The 18942-nt window shown below is 59.2% G+C and carries 11 protein-coding genes; 5 read left to right on the top strand and 6 right to left on the bottom strand.

Going from position 1 to position 18942, the window contains the following annotated elements; translation table 11 throughout:
* Positions 1 to 110: 110 nt before the first annotated feature.
* Positions 111 to 1598, top strand: a complete 1488-nt coding sequence (locus N3J91_05055) for a Gfo/Idh/MocA family oxidoreductase (protein MCX8155809.1) — start codon at positions 111 to 113, stop codon at positions 1596 to 1598.
* 13 nt (positions 1599 to 1611) lie between these two features.
* Here N3J91_05055 and N3J91_05050 read toward each other — a convergent pair whose 3' ends face one another.
* Both N3J91_05050 and rsgA read right to left on the bottom strand, forming a co-directional pair.
* Positions 1612 to 2130 carry a hypothetical protein gene (locus N3J91_05050; protein ID MCX8155808.1) on the bottom strand — a complete coding sequence of 173 codons (519 nt, stop codon included), beginning with the start codon at positions 2128 to 2130 and terminating at the stop codon, positions 1612 to 1614.
* A 58-nt stretch (positions 2131 to 2188) separates the two neighbouring features.
* Positions 2189 to 3241, bottom strand: a complete 1053-nt coding sequence (gene rsgA / locus N3J91_05045) for a ribosome small subunit-dependent GTPase A (protein ID MCX8155807.1) — start codon at positions 3239 to 3241, stop codon at positions 2189 to 2191.
* 208 nt (positions 3242 to 3449) lie between these two features.
* Between rsgA and N3J91_05040 the strand changes: the two genes are divergently transcribed.
* Both N3J91_05040 and N3J91_05035 read left to right on the top strand, forming a co-directional pair.
* Positions 3450 to 6023: a DEAD/DEAH box helicase gene (locus tag N3J91_05040; GenBank protein MCX8155806.1), complete on the top strand. Its 2574-nt coding sequence runs from the start codon at positions 3450 to 3452 to the stop codon at positions 6021 to 6023.
* A gap of 209 nt (positions 6024 to 6232) precedes the next feature.
* On the top strand, positions 6233 to 9115 hold the full coding sequence (locus N3J91_05035) for an ATP-binding protein (GenBank protein MCX8155805.1): 2883 nt from the start codon (positions 6233 to 6235) through the stop codon (positions 9113 to 9115).
* A gap of 30 nt (positions 9116 to 9145) precedes the next feature.
* On the opposite strand, the gene N3J91_05030 is transcribed toward N3J91_05035, so the two are convergent.
* On the bottom strand, positions 9146 to 10447 hold the full coding sequence (locus tag N3J91_05030; GenBank protein ID MCX8155804.1) for a diphosphate--fructose-6-phosphate 1-phosphotransferase: 1302 nt from the start codon (positions 10445 to 10447) through the stop codon (positions 9146 to 9148).
* A 106-nt stretch (positions 10448 to 10553) separates the two neighbouring features.
* On the bottom strand, positions 10554 to 12899 hold the full coding sequence (locus tag N3J91_05025) for a hypothetical protein (protein ID MCX8155803.1): 2346 nt from the start codon (positions 12897 to 12899) through the stop codon (positions 10554 to 10556).
* A gap of 456 nt (positions 12900 to 13355) precedes the next feature.
* On the opposite strand from N3J91_05025, the gene N3J91_05020 reads away from it, so the two are divergent.
* Positions 13356 to 14339 carry a hypothetical protein gene (locus tag N3J91_05020; protein MCX8155802.1) on the top strand — a complete coding sequence of 328 codons (984 nt, stop codon included), beginning with the start codon at positions 13356 to 13358 and terminating at the stop codon, positions 14337 to 14339.
* Positions 14340 to 14342: 3 nt separating this feature from the next.
* On the opposite strand, the gene N3J91_05015 is transcribed toward N3J91_05020, so the two are convergent.
* On the bottom strand, positions 14343 to 15623 hold the full coding sequence (locus tag N3J91_05015; protein ID MCX8155801.1) for a valine--pyruvate transaminase: 1281 nt from the start codon (positions 15621 to 15623) through the stop codon (positions 14343 to 14345).
* Positions 15624 to 15629: 6 nt separating this feature from the next.
* On the bottom strand, positions 15630 to 18284 hold the full coding sequence (locus N3J91_05010; protein ID MCX8155800.1) for a hypothetical protein: 2655 nt from the start codon (positions 18282 to 18284) through the stop codon (positions 15630 to 15632).
* Between the two features lie 111 nt (positions 18285 to 18395).
* On the opposite strand from N3J91_05010, the gene N3J91_05005 reads away from it, so the two are divergent.
* Entirely contained in the window at positions 18396 to 18938 is a 543-nt protein-coding gene (locus tag N3J91_05005; protein ID MCX8155799.1) for a ribonuclease H-like domain-containing protein, read from the top strand.
* Positions 18939 to 18942 lie beyond the last annotated feature (4 nt).

Raw genomic sequence — 18942 nt, 5'->3', positions numbered from 1 at the left:
CCTTGGGGATCTCGGCCAGCCCGCTGTGCAGGCAATATCTGCCGCTTGCCAGCGGTGCCGCCTGGCATTAGTCTGACGGCGAAAGCCAACATCAGCGCAAAGCCGATTCTATGAAACGCCGTCAATTCCTCAAAAACAGCGCCGTAGCCGCCGCCATCTTCACCGTGGTGCCCCGTCATGTGTTGGGAGGCGCGGGACAGATTTCGCCCAATGAGAAAATGACGGTGGCCCTCATTGGCTGTGGCACGCAGGGTTTGCGTGAAATGGCGCATGAATTGAAGCAGCCGGAGCTGCAATATGTGGCCGCCTGCGATCCCAATGAGGATTCGCAGGATTATGTGGATTGGTCCAAGGACGGCATTCGCAGCGCCGTGGCTGAGGCTATTGGCCAGCCGCAATGGCGCAAGGAGCGGCCGGGCATCCCGGGCGGGCGGGAGGTGGCCAAAGTCATGATTGAGGGCGCTTACGCCAGAGTACGGCAGCAGGCCCAATTCCGCGGGGTGCAGGCTTACGCCGATTTCCGTGAACTGTTGGAAACTGCCAAGGATGTGGATTGTGTCAAAATCATGACCCCGGATCATCTGCATGCGGTAATCGCCATCAAAGCGATGAAAAAAGGCAAAAAGGTGGTCACCCACAAGCCACTGGCCAACCGTGTCACCGAAGGGCGATGGGTCATCGAAACTGCCCGCCAAACCGGGGCTGCCACGCACTTTCTGCCGGCCAACGCGGGCGACGCCGTGCGCCGTCTGGTGCACTGGACGCGGCAGGGCGTCATTGGCCGGCTCAAAGAAATCCACAATTGGTCCAACCGTCCGTTCTGGCCGCAGTATGCCACGCTGCCAACAGAACGCCCCCCTGTGCCGAAGGGCTTTGACTGGGATTTATGGCTCGGCCCCTCCCTGCCCCGTCCGTATCATCCGCACTATACTCATGCGGTCTTCCGGGGCTGGTATGAGTTTGGCGGCGGACCGATTGCCGACATGGGACATTACAGCCTGTGGCGGGTGTTTCAAGAGCTGGCCTTGGATGCTCCGGTGTGGGTGGAGTCCACTCCCAGCCACGTCTGCGAGGTGCGCGATCAGGTCAGTGTCATCATTCAAAATGATTATTCCTTTCCGGTGGCCAGCACCGTGCGTTTTAAGTTTGCGGCAAAAGGAGACCGTCCGGAAATCAACCTGTACTGGTACGATGGCGGAATGCGGCCACCCACCCCGCCCGAGCTGGAAAAAGAAGGCGGCGAGCTGCCCGCCGAAGGGATGATGTGGGTCGGGGAGGAGCGCATCATTCTGGCCGGTTTCCTGGGGCAGAATCCCCGAGTCTTGCCCCTGCCCAAACAGGAGATTGACTCCCTCAAGCCTCCGCCACGTGAGATTCCCAATTGGACGCATGCCCTGCGGGTGGGGCAAAAGACGGATGGTGACTTCCTGCTGGCTGGCCCGATAACGGAGGCCTTCAACCTGGCAGCCGTCTCGCTGCGGATGGGAGGCCGGCGGCTGCTGTGGGACGCTGCTCGTGGCACCATCACCAATCGCCCTGAGGCCAATCGTTATTTGACCCGGGAATACCGCAAAGGCTGGGAACCGCAGGCGATTTAGGGATTTAACCGCTTCAACCCCCGGTCTTGGGACTGATCAAAAGTTGTTTTTCCACGCCCATGGTGGTGGGGGCAAATTCCACCCACCATCCACTTTCACGCAGTGTGTCCATAAGGTACTGGACCACAAAAGGGTGCAAGCCGGCACAGGTGTAAATTCCGCGCTGATTGGGGGACCGTTGAATGCGAGGCAGAACCTCGTCACGCAGCCGGACTAATTCCTGCTGGATGACGGCGCCGTGCTCATTCTCAAGCGCTTCATAGAGTTCGGCGGGCGTGGGCAGGGCGGCTCCATGATGGACATTCCAATCGTGGGGTTCGACTGCCACGTCCTGAAAGCGTTTCCACCCCAGTCCTTCAAGCTCCAGAAAAAGCTCCTGCTTGTTGCTTAAATCAAAAAGCGTGATGCGGCTGCGTTTGCCTCCGTCCCACATCATCATGCGGCGGCGCAATAATTCCCGTTCTTCATCAATTTTTTTAACAGCCTTTTGTTGTACCTCATCCGGGGAGGGTAATCTGGCGGCTCGCTTCATGGGCATAATCATGCCCCCTGGCAGGCCGTGGGTCAAGAGCGTGAGAAAAAATACAGGGTCAAGCCTCCTCCTCGTGGGCCGCCAGAAAGTCCTTGGGCCGTCCCCCGCCCCGCCGGTGGCGCAATCTGCCCGCCTTCTCCAGATACTCCAGCTCCTGGCGCAGCTTGTGAAAGCTCGCCAGGCGTTCGGGCGCAAGCTGACCGGCCGCCACCGCTGCCTGCACCGCACAGCCCTTTTCCACGGTGTGCGTGCAATCGTTGAATTTGCATCCTGCAGCCAGCGCGTAAATATCTGGAAACGCCTCGGGCAAACTCTCGCCGGCCATCCAGAGATGGAATTCGCGCATGCCGGGTGTGTCAATGACCAAGCCGCCATTGGGCAGCACGATCAGCTCGCGCCAGGTGGTGGTATGGCGGCCTTTATGGTCCGATTCGCGTACCTCGGCCGTGGCGGCAACTTCCTCGCCGTACAAGCGGTTAATCAAACTCGATTTGCCCACCCCGGAGATGCCCAGAAAAACCACGGTCTGCTGGGGGGCAATATATTCCCACAACGCTTTGATGCCTTTGCCTGTTTTGGCGCTGACTGCCAGCACCGGCGCGCTACCCGCGCAGGCCTGTGCCTCGGCCTGTTGCCCTGGCACATCCTTGCTTAAATCACATTTGTTCAGCAGAACCACAGGTTGAATGCCCCCTTCCACCACCATCACCAAGAACCGTTCCAGCAGACGCGGATTGAAAGTATTGTCCAAGGCCTGCACAACAAAGGCGGTATCCACATTGGTGACAAGCACCTGTTCGGTGACTTCCTTGCCGGGCACTTTCCGCGCCAGACGGGTCTTTCTGGGCAGAACATGTTGGATGACGGCTTTTTCTTCGGCGGGATAGGCCACGAGCGCCACCCAGTCTCCCACTTTGGGCAGCTCCGACGGCTGGGCGGCGCGATGCAACAAGCGTCCGGCGGCCCGGGCGCGCAAAGCCCCGTGGCGGGTAAAGACCACATAATGGTGTTTGTCCTCCACCACCACCCTCCCCGGTTCCCAGGTGGGCTGTTGCAGTTCCTTAAAACGTGCCTCCCATTCGGCGGACCACCCTAGCGTTGCCAGGGTCAAAGGTGCGCGCTTGTCTGTATTACCACCGGTCATGTCCCTCCGTTGCTATCAGACGCGCCCCGGCCTGACAACCTTCATTTCTTCCTGCTTCGTGGCGCAGCCGGATGCCCCGTTTCCAAGGCACAGATGGTGCAGAGTTGCGGGAGGATGCAGCAAAGATTTCTTCTGCGGGCTTCACCCCCTGCCCAAGCTGCGCTACCTTGAGGTTGTGGACACGCTGAAGGATGCCCTCAACGGCACAGCCACCTTGAGTCAATCGGTGGTGGTGCCGGACCTTTGGCAACAGCAGGCCGTCAATGCCTTGCGCGAGGGCAAAGACGTGGTGGTGCAGGCCCCCACCGGTGCCGGCAAAACGCTGATTTTTGAACTTTGGAGCAAACAGGGCAAAAACCGTGGTCAGGCGATTTACACAGTGCCCACCCGCGCGCTGGCCAATGACAAGCTGGCGGAATGGCGGGCTCGCGGGTGGGATGTGGGCATTGCCACCGGCGATTTGGCCGAAAACCTGGAGGCCTCCATTCTGGTGGCCACCTTGGAAACCCAAAAATACCGGCTGGTTCGCGGCGTGGGGCCAACCCTGCTGGTGGTGGACGAATACCAGCTTTTGGGGGATCCGGATCGGGGCTTGAACTATGAACTGGCTCTGGCTCTGGCCCCCCCGCAAACCCAATTGCTGCTTTTGAGCGGCAGTGTGGCCAATCCCCAGGACATCGTGCGCTGGCTTCGCCGCCTGGGCCGCAAGGCGGTGCTCATTGAAGATAAAATCCGTCCCGTGCCTCTGGAGGAGGTGGATGTGGAAAGGCTCAGTTACCGGCTGCCGGCCGAAATTCGCGGTTATTGGGCGCGCTTTTGCGCCCGTGCCCTGGCTGAGGGGCTTGGGCCCATTCTTCTTTTTGCTCCGCGCCGGGCCAACGCGGAATCCATTGCCAGAGAACTGGCCCGTCAGCTTCCCTGCCCCCATCCGTTGACGCTCACCCTGGAGCAAAAGCGGTTGGTTGGCGAGGATTTGGCCCGAATGTTGCGGGCTCGCGTGGCTTATCATCACAGCGGGCTGAGTTATGCGGCCCGCGCCGGCGTGATTGAGCCATTGGCCAAAGGGGGTGCCTTGCGGGTGGTGGTGGCCACGATGGGGCTGGCGGCCGGCATCAATTTCTCGCTGCGCAGCGTGGCGCTGGCGGGTGATTCCTACCGGCGCGATCAACTCGAGCAGGCCCTGCGTCCCGATGAAATCCTCCAAATGTTTGGCCGGGCTGGCCGCCGCGGCATAGACGAAACCGGTTATGTGCTGGTCGGCGCCAACGAAATACGCCTGCGCGATGGTTACCCCGCGCATTTGCAACGCAATGGCATGGTGGACTGGAACACCTTGCTGGGGTTGATGGCGGCTGCGGCCGAGGCCGGCCGCGATCCTTTTGCCGAAGCGGTGCGCGTGCAACAAAGGCTCTTCACGACTCGTACGGTCACGCTGGGGGTGGAGGAGAGTCTCAAATACCCCCACACGCCATGCGGACTGAAAACCGATGCCGAGCGCGCCCGTCATGTGCGGCGCAAAGTCCACCAGATGCTTAATAGCCGGGCGGAATGGGAGCCGCTGCCATCCCTATGTGAACGGCCGGCCGGTGAAGTACAAGTGCTGTTGGCGCCGCCGGGCCCTCTTTTGGACGCCCTTAAACTGCTGCCTCCCCAGGATGACACTCCAGAGATTGGAGAACGGCGGGGGACACTCCAGGAACTGCTCCAATGGCGGCCAGCGCTGGCGGTGCCTCAGGCATTGGAGAAACTGGGACATGGGGCCCTGGTAGTCTTGGAACAGCATGAGGGGGCATCACCCGTCCACGGGCGGGCCGTCACGGTGGCGGACATATTACATGATGGGCGGTTGGAAATGGTCAAATGGGTGCGGCGGTTGCTGCGCTGGCCGGGACGAATTACCACGCCGGAGCTGTGGGCTGAAAAGGTGGAGCCATTATTGCGGCAACGTTTTGCGGCGCAACGTCTGCCCGTGGTGCGATTTGAAAACCGCGGCCATAAATTGATGGCCATGGTCAGCCTGGCTCAAATGCCATTGAAGGTGGCAGTGGACGCCCACGGCGTGCCAATCTGGAAACCCGTGACCCGCGAAGTTTTGCCCGCCGACTGTCAGCAATGCCCGCACCTTGAAACCTGCCGGCAACTCCCCACGGGGAGTGGGGCCGCCATGTTGTGGCGCCGCCTCGGGCTGGTGGATGCACGGGGGGTGCCCACGCTGCGCGGCCGCGTCGTCAGCTTCTTCCATCAAGGTGACGGACTGGCCATCGCCGCCGGACTTGAAGATGAGTCTTGTCCGCTTGAAGAGATGATTTATGAGCTGGCCAATCTGGATGCCGGTTTTCGCTTTTCCGGTGAGGAAAGCCGGTGGGCCGGCCGGTTGGCGATTGCCTGTCAGAAACTTTACGGACTGCAAACCATCCCCGGCTATCTGGAAAACGGTTTGCCGCCGCATTACGGTGCCGGGGCCGAGCAAATCGTGGCTGCCGTGCATCGGCAGCCCGAAAGCAAACATCGTTTCGTTACGGAATGGCTGGGGGTGGGCGATATCGACCGCATCATCATCGAATGGCGCAGCACCCTGCGCCAAATTGCCCATGCTCCTTCGTTGGATTGGCCGCGCTGGCAGGAACTGCAGCAACGCGCCAGGGCCATTCTGCAGGAGACAGAATCCCCTACCCTGACCGACCTGCCCCCGCTGGATTATCAGCAAACCCGCCGCATTGATCACCGGCTGGCTCTGCGGCGGCATTGAAGACTCTATTAGCTTTCTTAACTGAAACAGCTTTTAGTTTGTCGAATAAAATTGATTTTTTCCATAAATCGCCGATATCAATTTAGACACACTCTCTGGCTGCGCTCGCGTGGGGGTGCAAGGGCGTGGTTGTCAGTGCTATTTGTATGAACTCCGGTCAGCCCAACAGACATTCCCTGGTCAAGGGAATCGAGCTCTTGCATGAGCACATGACGGAAATCGTGGTGCTGCATGAGCTGGTGTGTGATGAATTGGGAAAACCATTGGATTACCGCATACTTGACACCAATCCTGCCTTTACCCAAGTCACCGGAATTCGCTGGGAGCAAGCCAACGGCAAACTGGCATCGGAAGTCTATCAGCAATCACCGCCCCCCTACCTCGAGGTTTACGCGCGTGTGGCTCAATCGGGCATTGCTGAACAGTTTGAGACGTATTACGAGCCGATGCGCAAGCATTTCCTGATCTCGGTCTTCAGTCCGGCTCCCGGACGGTTTGCCACCGTGGCCACGGATATTACCCTGCGCAAGGAAAAAGAAGAGGAAGCCCGCCGGCTCAGTCGGCTTTATGCCACCTTGAGCGCGGTAAATCAAACGGTCGTGCGGGTTCAGTCGGAACAGGATTTGATGGAGTCGAGTTGTCGGGCCATCGTGGAACTGGGCGGGTTCTGTTTGGCGTGGGCGGGAAAGTTGAATCCCCCTACCTCTCAAGTCCTTCCATTGGCGGCCTTTGGTTTGCGGCCCATAAAAAAAGAGGCCATCGTGGTTTATGCCGACGAAAGACCGGAGGGACTGGGGCCGAGCGGCACGGCCATTCGCCGGCAACGCCCTGTGGTGTCACAGATGGAATCAGATGATCCCAGGCTGGCTCCCTGGCGTCACCTCATCGAGGAGCATCAAATTAAGTCATGTGCGGCCTTTCCCCTGTTTGATGAGGGTGGTGTCTATGGCAGCCTGACGGTGTGCAGCCCCAGCACCAGCGCTTTTACCGAGCGCGAGCTGGCTCTTTTGGCGGAAGTGGCTGCGGATGTCACTTTCGCGTTGAAGCGCCTGCAGGCGGAGCGCCGGCAACAACAAATGGAGCAAATTCTGGTGGAGCGTGAGCGCCAGTTGCAAATGCTCCTGGCCAATATCCCGGGCGGGGTTTATAAATGCGAAGTGCACGCTCCCTGGAGGGTTGCTTTCTTTAGCGAAGGCTCACAGGCAATCACCGGGCGCCCGCCCTCGGATTTTACGGAGGGCAAACTTACTTATGCGGACATGGTGCACCCCGATGATTTGTCTGAGCTGGACAAGATTGTTGAGGAAGCCGTGGTCGCCAGGAGAGCGTATGAGGCCACTTACCGCATTGTCCGCCCAGATGGGCAGATTCGCCATGTCTTCGAAAAAGGGCGGGCCTGCTACGATGAAAAAGGGACGCCGCAATTTTTGGAGGGAATTGTTTTTGACATTACGGCCCAAAGACAGGCCGAGCGTCAATTACAGGCCTCCCAGCGTGAATTGGAGGCGGTGCATGAGCAGGCCCCCGTGGTGATGATGTTGTTGGATGAACATTTTAAAATTGTGCGGGCCAACCGGGCCGCACGCATGCTGGCCGATGTGCCGGCGCATGAATGGAATGCCTGTTTCAAGGGCGGCCCCGGCGATGTGTTGCGGTGCGTGAATGCGCTGACTGCGTCTTCGGGTTGCGGCAGCAGCGTTGCCTGCCTGCAATGCCTGTTGCTGCACAGTTTGCAGGAGCTACAAAACACCACGCATTGCTGCTCGGAGGTCGAATGTCAACTGACACTGGCTGGCTCGAAGCAAAAACAACAGGTTGAACTACAGGGCAATGTTTGCCGTCTCAACATTGATGGGCAAACTCGCTTTTTGCTCTGCTTAAATGATGTCACGGCACGCAACCGCGCCGAGGCGGAACGTGACCGGCTGCAACAACAGCTTTTCCAGGCGCAGAAAATGGAGGCCATCGGGCATCTGGCAGGCGGGATTGCGCATGACTTCAACAACATCCTGGCGGCCATGATGATGCACTACCAGGAGCTTTTGGAGGATGCCCAGTTGTCGCCTCCTGTGCGGGAGTCCATTAACGAATTGAACAAGCTGGCCGAGCGGGCGGCGAATCTGACACGTCAGTTGCTGCTGTACAGCCGGCGTGCACCAATGGAGAAAAAAGTCCTGGATTTAAATGCTTGCGTCATGGACATGCTAAAACTGTTGCGGCGCTCCGTGGGAGAACATATTCAGGTAATTTTCTCCCCTGCGGCGGAGCCGGCATGGGTGAATGCAGATGCCAGCCTGTTGGGACAGGTGTTGCTAAACCTGGCCGTGAATGCGCGAGACGCGATGCCCAAGGGGGGCGATTTGCGCGTTGCCGTGCATACCAGGGAGATCCTTGAGGCCGAGTTGAGCGAGCATCCCCAAGGCAAAACCGGCCAATATGCCGTATTGGAGGTCAGTGACACGGGTTGCGGCATGCCCTTGGAGGTTCTGGCGCGCATCTTTGATCCCTTTTTTACCACCAAAGGGCCCGGCAAAGGCACCGGTTTGGGCCTGGCCACTGTGGAGGGCATCGTCAAGCAGCACGAGGGATGGATTGAGGTTAAAAGTGAGGTGGGCATCGGCAGCACGTTTACGATTTACCTGCCCCTGGCCAAGTCGGCTGAGGCAGCCGCCACATCGCAAGGCCCTGCACCTCGGATTGTCGGTGGGACTGAGACCATCCTGCTGGTCGAGGATGAGCCATCAGTGCGGCGCGGAATATCCAATTGTCTGCGCCGGGCAGGTTATCAGGTGATCGAAGCCGGCCATGGAGCGGAGGCGCTGCAAATCTGGGGCCTCCGCAAGGACGAAATCGCCCTCGTTTTCACGGATATGGTCCTGCCTGGCGGCATGAGCGGTCTGGAATTGATTCAAATCATGCGCGCCGAACAACCCGATCTGCGGGTGATCTTTTCCACGGGCTACAGCGTGGAACTGGCCGAATGGGAGCTTTCCCTCGGCGGGATATTCGCCATCCTGCCCAAGCCTTACACCATCTCCCAATTAACGTCCACCCTGCGTGAAGTCCTGGAGCGGCCCGCCCCGGCCAAGTGACCGTCATTCCCAAAACTAACAATTGGGTCTTTACTCACCTTTTTTCCGATAAGCCTCCGGAATAAAAGGCGGGCATTTTTTCTCCACAAACAGTGGCTTCAAACGGGCGAAGCGCGGGAGGCCGTTCTCCAGCGGCACGCGCACCCATTCTTCGCCAATCAGCGGACGGGCATAGGCAATGAAATCATCTGTCACATCAATTTTATTCGCCGCAATCCAGTGCTTGGGGAAAAAGCGCTCGCTGTTGGCCATAAGCTCCAACGGCACCTTGTCGTAGCGCACCTTGTAGGCCGGTCCCGGCTCACGGAGAATGGTGGCCATGAAGCCGTTGCCCTCGCGCATGGCAATTTCAGCGGCTTTTCGCCCGGATTCATAGGCTTCCTTGAGGTCCACCGTCGAGGCCAGGACAATTGAATGTCGTTGATCCGTGCCCGGGACCTGGCCACGGGCCTTGCCGGTGGCGGCCAGCCCCTTGCGGTTCAAGTAGGATACCACCACCTGCTGCACCGTTTGATCGCTGGCGCCGAAGTGGGTATGTCCAAAAGCGTCTTTCTGTGCGCCAATGTCGCCGACGTCCAATCCTTCACTCACCACGACGATGCAGCGTCCGCATTTTTTCAGAGCATCATTGACGTTATCGGCCAACTGCTCCAGCGAGAGACCGGCTTCCGTCATGTAAATTTGGAGGGGCAGCTCGCGGTGGGGATCGGCCAGGCGGGCAGCCGCCGGAATGAAGCCAATTTTGCGCCCCATCGCCTGTAGCACCAGCACCGGATCCGCCGGGCATGACCCGGCATTTTCTTCATTGGCGGCCAAAATATTGCATGCCCAGTAGCGTGCCGTGGAGCCGTAACCGGGAGTGTGATCCACCAACTTGAACTCGGCGTCGCCCACGTCGTTATCTATGGTTTTCGGCACCCCCGTGGCCACCAAATCGAGGCCGCGTTCCGCCGCCAGTTTGCTGATTTTATTGGCGGTATCCATCGAGTCGTTGCCGCCAATGTAGAAGAAATAGCCAATCCGGTGGGCCTTGAAGACTTCAATCACCCGCTCAAAATCCGCGCGCTGCTTTTCCTTGAGTTTGTAGCGGCAGGTGCCAATGGCCCCGGCGGCAGGGGTGGTCTCCAGCAGGGCGATCTCTTTGGGATCTTGTGCGCTTAGGTCCAAAAGTTCTTCTTTGAGGGCGCCCTCAATGCCGTGCCAGCCGCCATACACCCGGCCGAAGGTTTCGGGGTGTTCATGGCAAAAATCAATGACACCGCGCAGCGAGTTGTTGATGACCGCCGAAGGGCCGCCGGATTGGGCGATAAAAACATTCGGTTTCGCGCTCATAATTCAGTTTGGTTATTCCGATGCGGGCGACAGCTTAAAGAAGCTAATGCTGCTGTCAATGCCGCCCCAACCCGCGACTGGTTTCGTGCCCAAGAGGGAGCTGAAGTCAGGGGCCGGAGGTATAATGCCACAAGGAGCGCCAGTATTGTTGCTCCAGGGCGAAGAAATCCACCGGCTGCCGGGGATCATGCTCGGGCGGAAGGATGCCGAAGCGTTTCATCTCCCGAATGTACTGCCGATTGGGGACAAAATTGGGCATGCCGTATCGGGGCATCGTTTCCAGCAACGCTTTGGCCTGACGAAGGGCGGCCAGCAGTTGGCGATAGTCTGGATCCTCTGTGGTCTTAAATATGTCCCCACACCAACCGTAGCCTCCTGCCGAGCGGGCCAGGGGGGCCAGCAGCACCTTGGAAAATTCGGGACGGCTAAAATTGAACAGAATATCCGGCCCATAACGGGCGAAGGGATCCCGATCTGTCAGGATGCGTTCGTATTGTGCCGTGGGCCGTCCCGCCTGGGCACGGCGTTTATCCATGTCGTAATGGGTGGGATTGATGGGCAGTCCATTCGGCTGCCCATTGTGACAACCAGCACAGCGGGCGTGCTGGATGGGCGCCAGGGCCTGTGCGGCAATGCCTGCTGCTTGTGCTGCCAGTTGTTGGTTTTTTTCATTACGCAAAGCCGCATAAGCACCGGCATAAGGCGCGGCGCTTTCAATCCACAGCCACAGCATGCGCCATTCCCGCTCCGTGTAACGCGCCCCATAATGCGAGCCATCACCCAGTTTAAGCAGGCGGCTGGCGGAGCTGCCCAGGGAACGCGGCGGCTGATTGCCCAGGCCGTTGCGCCCATCGGCCACCAGTTTGTGCATGATCAGGGTGAAGTAACTATGCGAGAATTGTGGCCCCAAATCTCCCGTCAGGATGATTTTCCCCTCAGGTTTTTGCGGATTGTGACACGGAACGCAGGCGCGATCCAGCACCGGTTGCACGTCCCGGTGCATATCCACTACATCGGGAAATCCTTCGAAGGGCTGAATTTTGCTGGGCGGACGCCGCAAAGCCTGGAGCGCCGGCCCCGGCCGGGATTCACGCGGGGTTTGGGCGCGCGGCTCATGACAGCCGGCGCAACTCAGGGTTTCCCCCGGCATGACGCTGGTGAAGCTTTGCATGCGCTTGACGGAAAGGTCGTTTTCGTCGAGGGCCACGAAGAATATCTGACGATTGGCCGGCATTTCGAAGTAAGCCGAACCGTCCGGCTCCACGGGCACAGTGCCCAGCACGCGCTCCAAAGTAAAGGTGCCTAGGAAAGAGGTCAGGTCCGGCCCCCCGTTAAAATTGACCGGTTTGGGCAGAGATTCGAGTAGAAGCAATTTCTTGATTTCACCTCGTTGAATTCCTGGCAGGTTGCGGCTCTGATAAACGTCCGCCAGGATCATCCGGCCGGTGGTGGCGGCGGGTTGTGTGCGGTGGGGGATGACCGGCTCGCGTGGGCGGGGTTGAATCGGGCGGGGTTCGTGCAACGGCTCATTGGCCGGATGGGTGAAAATGGTTTCCACGGCCCCGGAGCCGTCCATGAGCACAATCTTGTTGTCCTGCGCGGCAATCACACAGTTTTCGGCAAAAGGGTAGGGATCGCGGATGTGCCTGCCTTTATGCAGCGGCACGGCTGCGCCTTTGTTATCGGGGCCGAGTTGCGGTGAGACCAGCGTGGCGATGCCTGCATGTTCATTTACTCCGTGCCCCGGCGAGAAACAGGCTACTACCTTGTCGGAACCCGGCACCGGCTTGGCCCCGATCATCACGATCCAGGAATGCATGTTGCCGTAAAAGGTCATGGCGCCGGTGCCATCGGGGTTCATGACCCAGAGGTGGTGATATTCCACCTGGCTGCGGTCCACGTATTCCCAGCGGGTGTAGAGGATGCGGCCATCGGGCATAACCCAGGGGGTGTTGTCATGCTCCGTATTGGCGCTGACCTGGGTGATTCGCTGGCCGTTGGTATCGCAGCGAAACATGATGCCCACCTGGGTCATCCAGCAGTTGACCCAGCGTTTGGCGCGGGTGGATACAAATAAAATGTCCCCGTCGGGCAGGTAGGTGGGTTCGTAATCATCATACGGCCCGCGGGTGATCTGGCGCAGCCCCGTGCCATCGGTGTTGATCTCATACAGATGATAATAATCCGTGCCTTGGGGCCGATAGGAAAACAGGATTTTCCCGCCGTCGTAGTGCACCTGGGGATCCCGCACCGAGCCGCCTTGCGCATCGAGCAGCACCTTCACTTCACCGGTGCGCAGATTCCATTTGCAGAGCTTGCCGATGTCCGGGGCGCCATTGCCGGCATACGCCTTCTTGTTTTCGTCATCACAATAATAGCCAATGTTGGCGTACCAGTGGGAATCATCGTAACGGGCGCGGGTGACGTAAACGATTTCCTCCACCCCACGCATGGGACCAGCCAAAGCCCTGGCCAGCAAAGGAGCAGGAGGCTGTGGAGACCCAGGGGTGGAGGCTGCCCCGAGCACCACAAAGCCCCATGGCACCGCCGCCATTAGCACGGCTATCCACCGGGAATTCATGGATTCAATTTACCGAAAATTGGACGGTCAGCCAAGGAGATGTCTTCAAATCATGATTGTTTCCACCGGCCAGCAGCGGTTAGGTGCTGGGCGTGGCAAGATCACAATTTCGATTTATCCCATTTTCAGCTTCGGACTATCAGATTAGGATTCCCACCTATGCAGCAGGAATATCGCGTCCGTCGGGATTTTGTCCAGCGCGCGGAGGTTTTTGCCGTCGCAGCGTTAATGGTTGCCGGTGCCGTAGCGCTGGCCGCGGGGGAGTCGCCGAAAGCAGGCGGGCGAGACCCGCTCAAACATCCTTTCCATGAGCGTAGTATTTGGAATATGCCCATCGGCCGGGAGGCGGTTTATGTACCTGCCAACATTCAGAAAGCCACCGGGGCGGGCATGACCATTGATGAGGATTTAATTGTTTTGACCCCCAGGGCGCCCCTGCTGGAAATCTACCGCAATAATGCCGGCTGGGACCGCCAGAAAAGCCGCTGCACCAAGGACGGCGAGCTGTTGTTCAAAGCGCCCATACCGCCGCAGTTTATTGTCAGTCCCGACACTTGGGATGGAGCAACCCCCAATTCGGGCCTGGCGGTGCTGATGCCTGACGGCCGCACCATCAAGCAAACGCAACCTTTTGCCCGTTGTGAACCTGGCTTTGGCACCAGCCGCTACGTGTTTGCCGATGAGGACTTGTACGGCATGGGATATTATGGCGCTCACGGCGGCTCCGGCTTGTCCTGCATTGGCGGCACATTGCGTGTCGGTGAGCTGGTGCCGGGCGCCGGCCCCATCCGGCACGCTCTGAAAATCAATCTCTATGCCGCCCGCAATTTGTATTACGACGAGGAGACGCGCGGCTACCGTTGGCCCGCCCGGCGGGCGGATGGTTATGCGGCGAAAGTTTATGGCACCAAGGGCAAGCCGCCCAAGGCCTGCCGCATGGGCGCGTTGCTGGCGTTGCCGCCTCACTTAACGGATCAGGTATTGGGCTTGGAAACAGAACCAGCCCGCCGCCTGGCCCAGGCCCTGCGCGATTACGGCGCCTATGTCGTGGATGATACAGCTTGGGACGTTTATGCCCTCGTCACCGAATGGGGGCCGGACGGCCGCGTCAAAGATGAGTTCAAAAAAGCCTGGGGATTCGACATCAACCCAGCCCGCCGCGATAATCCCTGGTCAAGAGACATGGATCGCCTGTTCACCAACCTGCATGTCGTGGATAACAACGGCCCGGACCGCATCGGGGGCGGCGGCCAGCCCCGGGTGCCGCTGGCAGCTCCCCTGCCCTCTCCGCCTGCCGCCAGAACCCCCTGAGCTTCAATGGCAGCGCGCTGCCTCCCGGGCAATGATATGAATAGCCTCGCGTACCACCTTTTCCGGCCCGGAGTAATTAATGCGCAGACATTGATGACGATGGGGCCAGTCCTCCTCCAGGCCATAAAAGAAATATTCTCCTGGCACGGTCAGGACTTTGTGCGCCTTGAGACGCCGGCAGAATTCGCGGCTCGTCGTGCTTAGTTCAGGCAACCAGAGCCAGTGGAAAAAGGCGCCCTCATCTGCATGGATGGCCCAGGGGACATGCGCCCGCTTGAAGGCTTCCTCCAACCATTCGCGCGCCTTGAGACGGCGCGCGTTATAGAACGGCTGCAGCCAGCGTGGTCCCATTTCCAAAATGCTGCCATCCTCCAACCAGGGCAGCACCAGGTGCTGTCCCAGGGAGGGATTGGCCAGACCGGCAACGGCCGTCATGGAAGCTACCGCCGAGGTGACACTTGCTGGCCCGGCTACGATGCCCGTCCGGGTACCCGGCAGCCCAATCTTGGAGAGGCTGAACAGCAGAATAAAATGCGGAGCGTAGATGGGTTTAACGGGGACGTGGACTATGGCGGGAAAGGGAACGCCGTAAGCCTGATCCAGGATTAAGGGGATGTCGTGCCGAAGGGCCAGGTCTGATAAACTTAAGAGCTCATCTTCTGAGATGACATTACCAGAGGGATTGGTGGGCCGTGAAACCAGCATTGCGGCGATGTCCCCCTGTCCAAGGCGCTCCCGCACCGCATCGAGATTTACGTGGTATTTGAAAACATGGCCCCCAGCTCCCGCCGGCCACTCCACTTTTGGGCGGCAGGCCACGAAAATGTCCTCCTCCAATCCCTGATCGGCATAACCGAGGTATTCCGGACACAATGGCAGTAATATCTTGTGGCGCTTTCTCCCCCTGCCTCTGCCAGCAAACAGGTTGATGAGAAAGAAAGTAGCGCATTGGCTGCCGGCCGTGACCGCCACGTTTTCCGGCTCAAAGTCGGCATGGTAAATACTCCGTAACAGCGCGGCGAAGGCGCTGACAAACCGGGGATGCCCCCGTGGGGGATCGTAATTGCCCAGCAAAGACGCCATGGCCTCTGGCTCGCGCAACATGGCCGCCATCCGTTGCTGGGCGGCCTGCATAAATTCAGGGACCAGGGCGGGATTACCGCCGCCTAACATGCGCATCTCGGGATCAACTGTCAGGGCATGCCCCAGATCCTCCATTAATTCGCCAATGCCCGTCACTTGCGACCATTTGGCTCCCACCCGCGAAATGACCTCAGGATTCATTATAACTTACGGAAATTGCACCTCGACAGTGGCCACGCCCTGCACCTGCAAGGCCATCCAACCGGCGGCGGCATCCGCCTCGTGGGGCGGCTGCAGTGCCTGCTCGCGGCCATTCACTTTAATCCTCGGCATGGCGGGCAACCCACACAAAAGCACATAATAATTTTGAGCCGGCCAGCCTTGCACATTCAATCTGGCGGTTCTGGGGGTGTCCTGCTGAACCCGGACCAGGCCCGGCGCGTGCACATTAAAACCCGCCCGGACAAGACGCCGAAAGCCATACAGGGGCGCCCGGGTATAATAGTTCACCGCGTTGGCTCCCACTGTGCCGGGGTTGATGGCGGGTCCATCGGCGCGCTGTTCACGCAGCAGGAAATAATCTGGTAACAACCCCACACGATTGGTGTCATTCGCCTTCCAGGTATGTTGAAGACCGGCCACCGTGATCCCCTCGGCGACCTTGCGCCAAAGCCCCTGCGGGTCCACTTCGGCCAGCCGATAGAGCGCGTCAGCATAGACCAGCCCGCACCATTGCACCGGCTGGCCAAACCAGACGGGTGCCTTCCAGCTCGTTGCGCCCAGCACCGCAATGGTGTTGTAGATGCCCACTTCTCCGAGAGTGGGTTGGACCAAATAAACAAAAGGAATACCCGTCCACGCCCAATAGCGCGCCTGCTCCAAAAAGGCGGGATCTCCACTCAGCTCGTAGCCCAGGACATAGGCTTTTACCAGATGGGCTGAGGCCAGAATATCGGGGGTGTGCAACGGGATCTCCCAGGTTTGCGCTCCCCGGGGAACACCGTTTTGGTAGCGTTGTTGGGCGCGCAACGCGGCTAGGGCGCGGGCCGTCAGCTCGCGATCGCCGCAAAAGGCGGCAGCTTCGAGGGCTTCCGCCAGGGGTTGAAAGGTCAGGCCGTTGGCATGATTTGTCCAATATGTCCGGGCATAATCGGTGCCTCCCGATTGTGGCCGGTAACGAATGACATAATCATCTCCCAGGCGCTTGAGCAGGCCGGCGGCATACGCGCGTGCCGTGGCCACATTCTCCCCTACATGGCCGAATACCAGAGGCGTGGCCGGGCTGCGCACGTGACTGACGGCGGAATGGTAGTAATTCTGCGGCGGCACCAAAGCCAGCGCCTCCTTTGCGGCCGCGTGAAGTTCCGTGGAGAAATGTGAGGCCCGACGACCCAGCCAGGTCATGTACAAGGCCGCGTCGGCGGCGGGTTGGGCATTAAAGCCCGGCCAGACGGCATGACGATAGCGGTTGCCTTCCCGCGCTTTGGAGCGCAGCCATCCCAGGGACGCCAGCTCCTCATAAGCGGTCAAGTCCAAGTAATTCTTGGCATAGGCCGGAAGGCCATGAAGAGCCACATACTGTTGCACCGCCGGGATCACCGTCTCGCCGCGCCCTCCCAGCAAACGCAGGCTGCATTCAACTTTTTGGCCGGCCCGCAACAATCGGGGAAAATGGGGTACCAGGCTCCCCTCCGGCCGGTTGGCTCCATCCGACTCCGGCCATATTACGCCCATGACGTGGCCGCCGCTGCCATAGAGGCGGTCAGGAGAGTCAAACACGGCGCTGAAGGAAAGATGGCGGTCGTAAGCCAGAGCCACATAACGGCTGTGCATCTGGATTGCCATGAGCGGGAAGGTGATTTTGTGATTGGCCGGCACCTGGCGGCGTGATTCCGGGCCGATGATGTCCGCCTCGGAACTGCTGGATTCATTTTCCAGATATTCCAATCCCGCGAAAAGTGCCTGGCTTTTGTTGGTGCCAAAGCTCCCTTCGCCGGGGAACAGCAGGAACATTGGGGCATACAGCACCTCAGTGTCTTGCGAGGTTTCCAACATGGTGTGTACCTCGATCACGTCCGTCAGACCACTGCGAAAGTGCTGAACATAGCGCCAGTTCGCTCCGCGGGGGTCTTTCCATGTAGCCTCCAGCCGGTAACCGGCGCGGGATAGGTCCACCTGAGGTGATGGGATGTTGAGCCAATGCTGTTTCAGTTCATGCACGTAAGCAATCTGGAGGCGGGGATGCGCATAGGCCATGACTTGCCCGTTCACACGCATCTCGCCGCCCCATTGTGAGTCCGGGGCATCCCACCATTCCACCTGACCGGATTTGAGCACCATGCGGCGGCCGGCAGCCGGCGGTTGCCACTGGCGTGGAGGGGGGGTGAACTCGGCCCGTGGTTCAAAGCGGAGCGAAGCGAGGATGGCCTCGCCGGAGTCACCGGGTGGATCCAAACGAAAACGATATTGCGGCCCCAATGCCGGCAGGGGCAAACGCACCTCGGTCCATTGGCCTTGGGGAACCATAAAGCGGCGCGACTGCTCCTCGGTGGCGTGGCGATCGAAAAAGAACAACTGCGCCAGACCGCCGGAGGAAGATTTGAGGCGCAGTATGGCCCATAGCATCTGGCCGGCAGGAAAATCACGAGGTGGGCTGTGAATATAAGGATCTTTGCCCGCAAGGTGCATGCGCAATCCTTCCGCCGTTGGCTCAAGCTGAGTAATATGGTGGGGACCCTGCCATTGCCGGGCTTCATCCGGCCGGGTCAGATCATAGACCGGCAGGAGCGGGGCGCCCGCAAGCCCCCCCAGGCCGGCCTGAAACAGAAAAGCCACCAACCAGCAGATGCAGTGACGTTTCATAATCTGCAGGTTTATGGTTTTTTCCGGGGGCGCGCGAGCAAATAAAAGCGGCCTGAACTCCTGGCAAAATAGGATTGGCAGCCGGCCTGGTTGGCGTACAACAGCGGGGCGATGAAGAATATCGTCTATCTGGATGTGGAGACGCAGAAATCCGCCGAGGAAGTGGGCGGATGGCACAAGATTGGGGACATGCGCATGAGTGTGGGGGTGATCTACAGCACCGCCGCCGGCGAGTACAAAATATTCCTCGAGTCGCAGGTGGATCAGTTGATCAAGGAGCTGCTGCGCGCGGATTTGGTGGTGGGATACAACCATGAGCGGTTTGACTACGAGGTGTTGCATGCCTACACCCCGATGGATTTGCGGCAGGTGCCCTCCCTGGATTTGCTTTTGGAATTACAGGCCGTAACCAACCGCCGTTTGCCCTTGGACGATGTCGCTGCGGCCACCTTGGGCGTGAAAAAAACCAGCGAAGGCATGCAGGCCTTGGAATGGTTCAAGCAGGGCAAGCTCTTGGAAATTGCGGAGTATTGCTGCTACGATGTCAAACTGACCCGCCTCCTGCATGAATACGGTGGCGCCCATCAGCATGTGTGGTATTTCGACAACACCGGCAAAAAGGTTAAAGTGCCGGTGAAGTGGCGATTGGCATAAAAAA

It is taken from the genome of Verrucomicrobiia bacterium, assembly GCA_026414565.1.
In the GTDB taxonomy this organism is placed as follows: domain Bacteria; phylum Verrucomicrobiota; class Verrucomicrobiia; order Limisphaerales; family Fontisphaeraceae; genus Fontisphaera.
The sequence above is the reverse complement of the archived record's forward strand: the minus strand, read 5'-3'. Positions and strand labels throughout refer to the sequence as shown.

Coding starts and splice junctions, on each gene's coding strand:
- N3J91_05020 (MCX8155802.1), top strand. CDS start 13,356: ATGCCCATCGGCCGGGAGGCGGTTTATGTACCTGCCAACATTCAGAAA.
- N3J91_05050 (MCX8155808.1), bottom strand. CDS start 2,130: ATGAAGCGAGCCGCCAGATTACCCTCCCCGGATGAGGTACAACAAAAG.
- N3J91_05035 (MCX8155805.1), top strand. CDS start 6,233: ATGACGGAAATCGTGGTGCTGCATGAGCTGGTGTGTGATGAATTGGGA.
- N3J91_05005 (MCX8155799.1), top strand. CDS start 18,396: ATGAAGAATATCGTCTATCTGGATGTGGAGACGCAGAAATCCGCCGAG.
- N3J91_05055 (MCX8155809.1), top strand. CDS start 111: ATGAAACGCCGTCAATTCCTCAAAAACAGCGCCGTAGCCGCCGCCATC.
- N3J91_05030 (MCX8155804.1), bottom strand. CDS start 10,447: ATGAGCGCGAAACCGAATGTTTTTATCGCCCAATCCGGCGGCCCTTCG.
- N3J91_05015 (MCX8155801.1), bottom strand. CDS start 15,623: ATGAATCCTGAGGTCATTTCGCGGGTGGGAGCCAAATGGTCGCAAGTG.
- N3J91_05025 (MCX8155803.1), bottom strand. CDS start 12,899: ATGCGTGGGGTGGAGGAAATCGTTTACGTCACCCGCGCCCGTTACGAT.
- N3J91_05010 (MCX8155800.1), bottom strand. CDS start 18,284: ATGAAACGTCACTGCATCTGCTGGTTGGTGGCTTTTCTGTTTCAGGCC.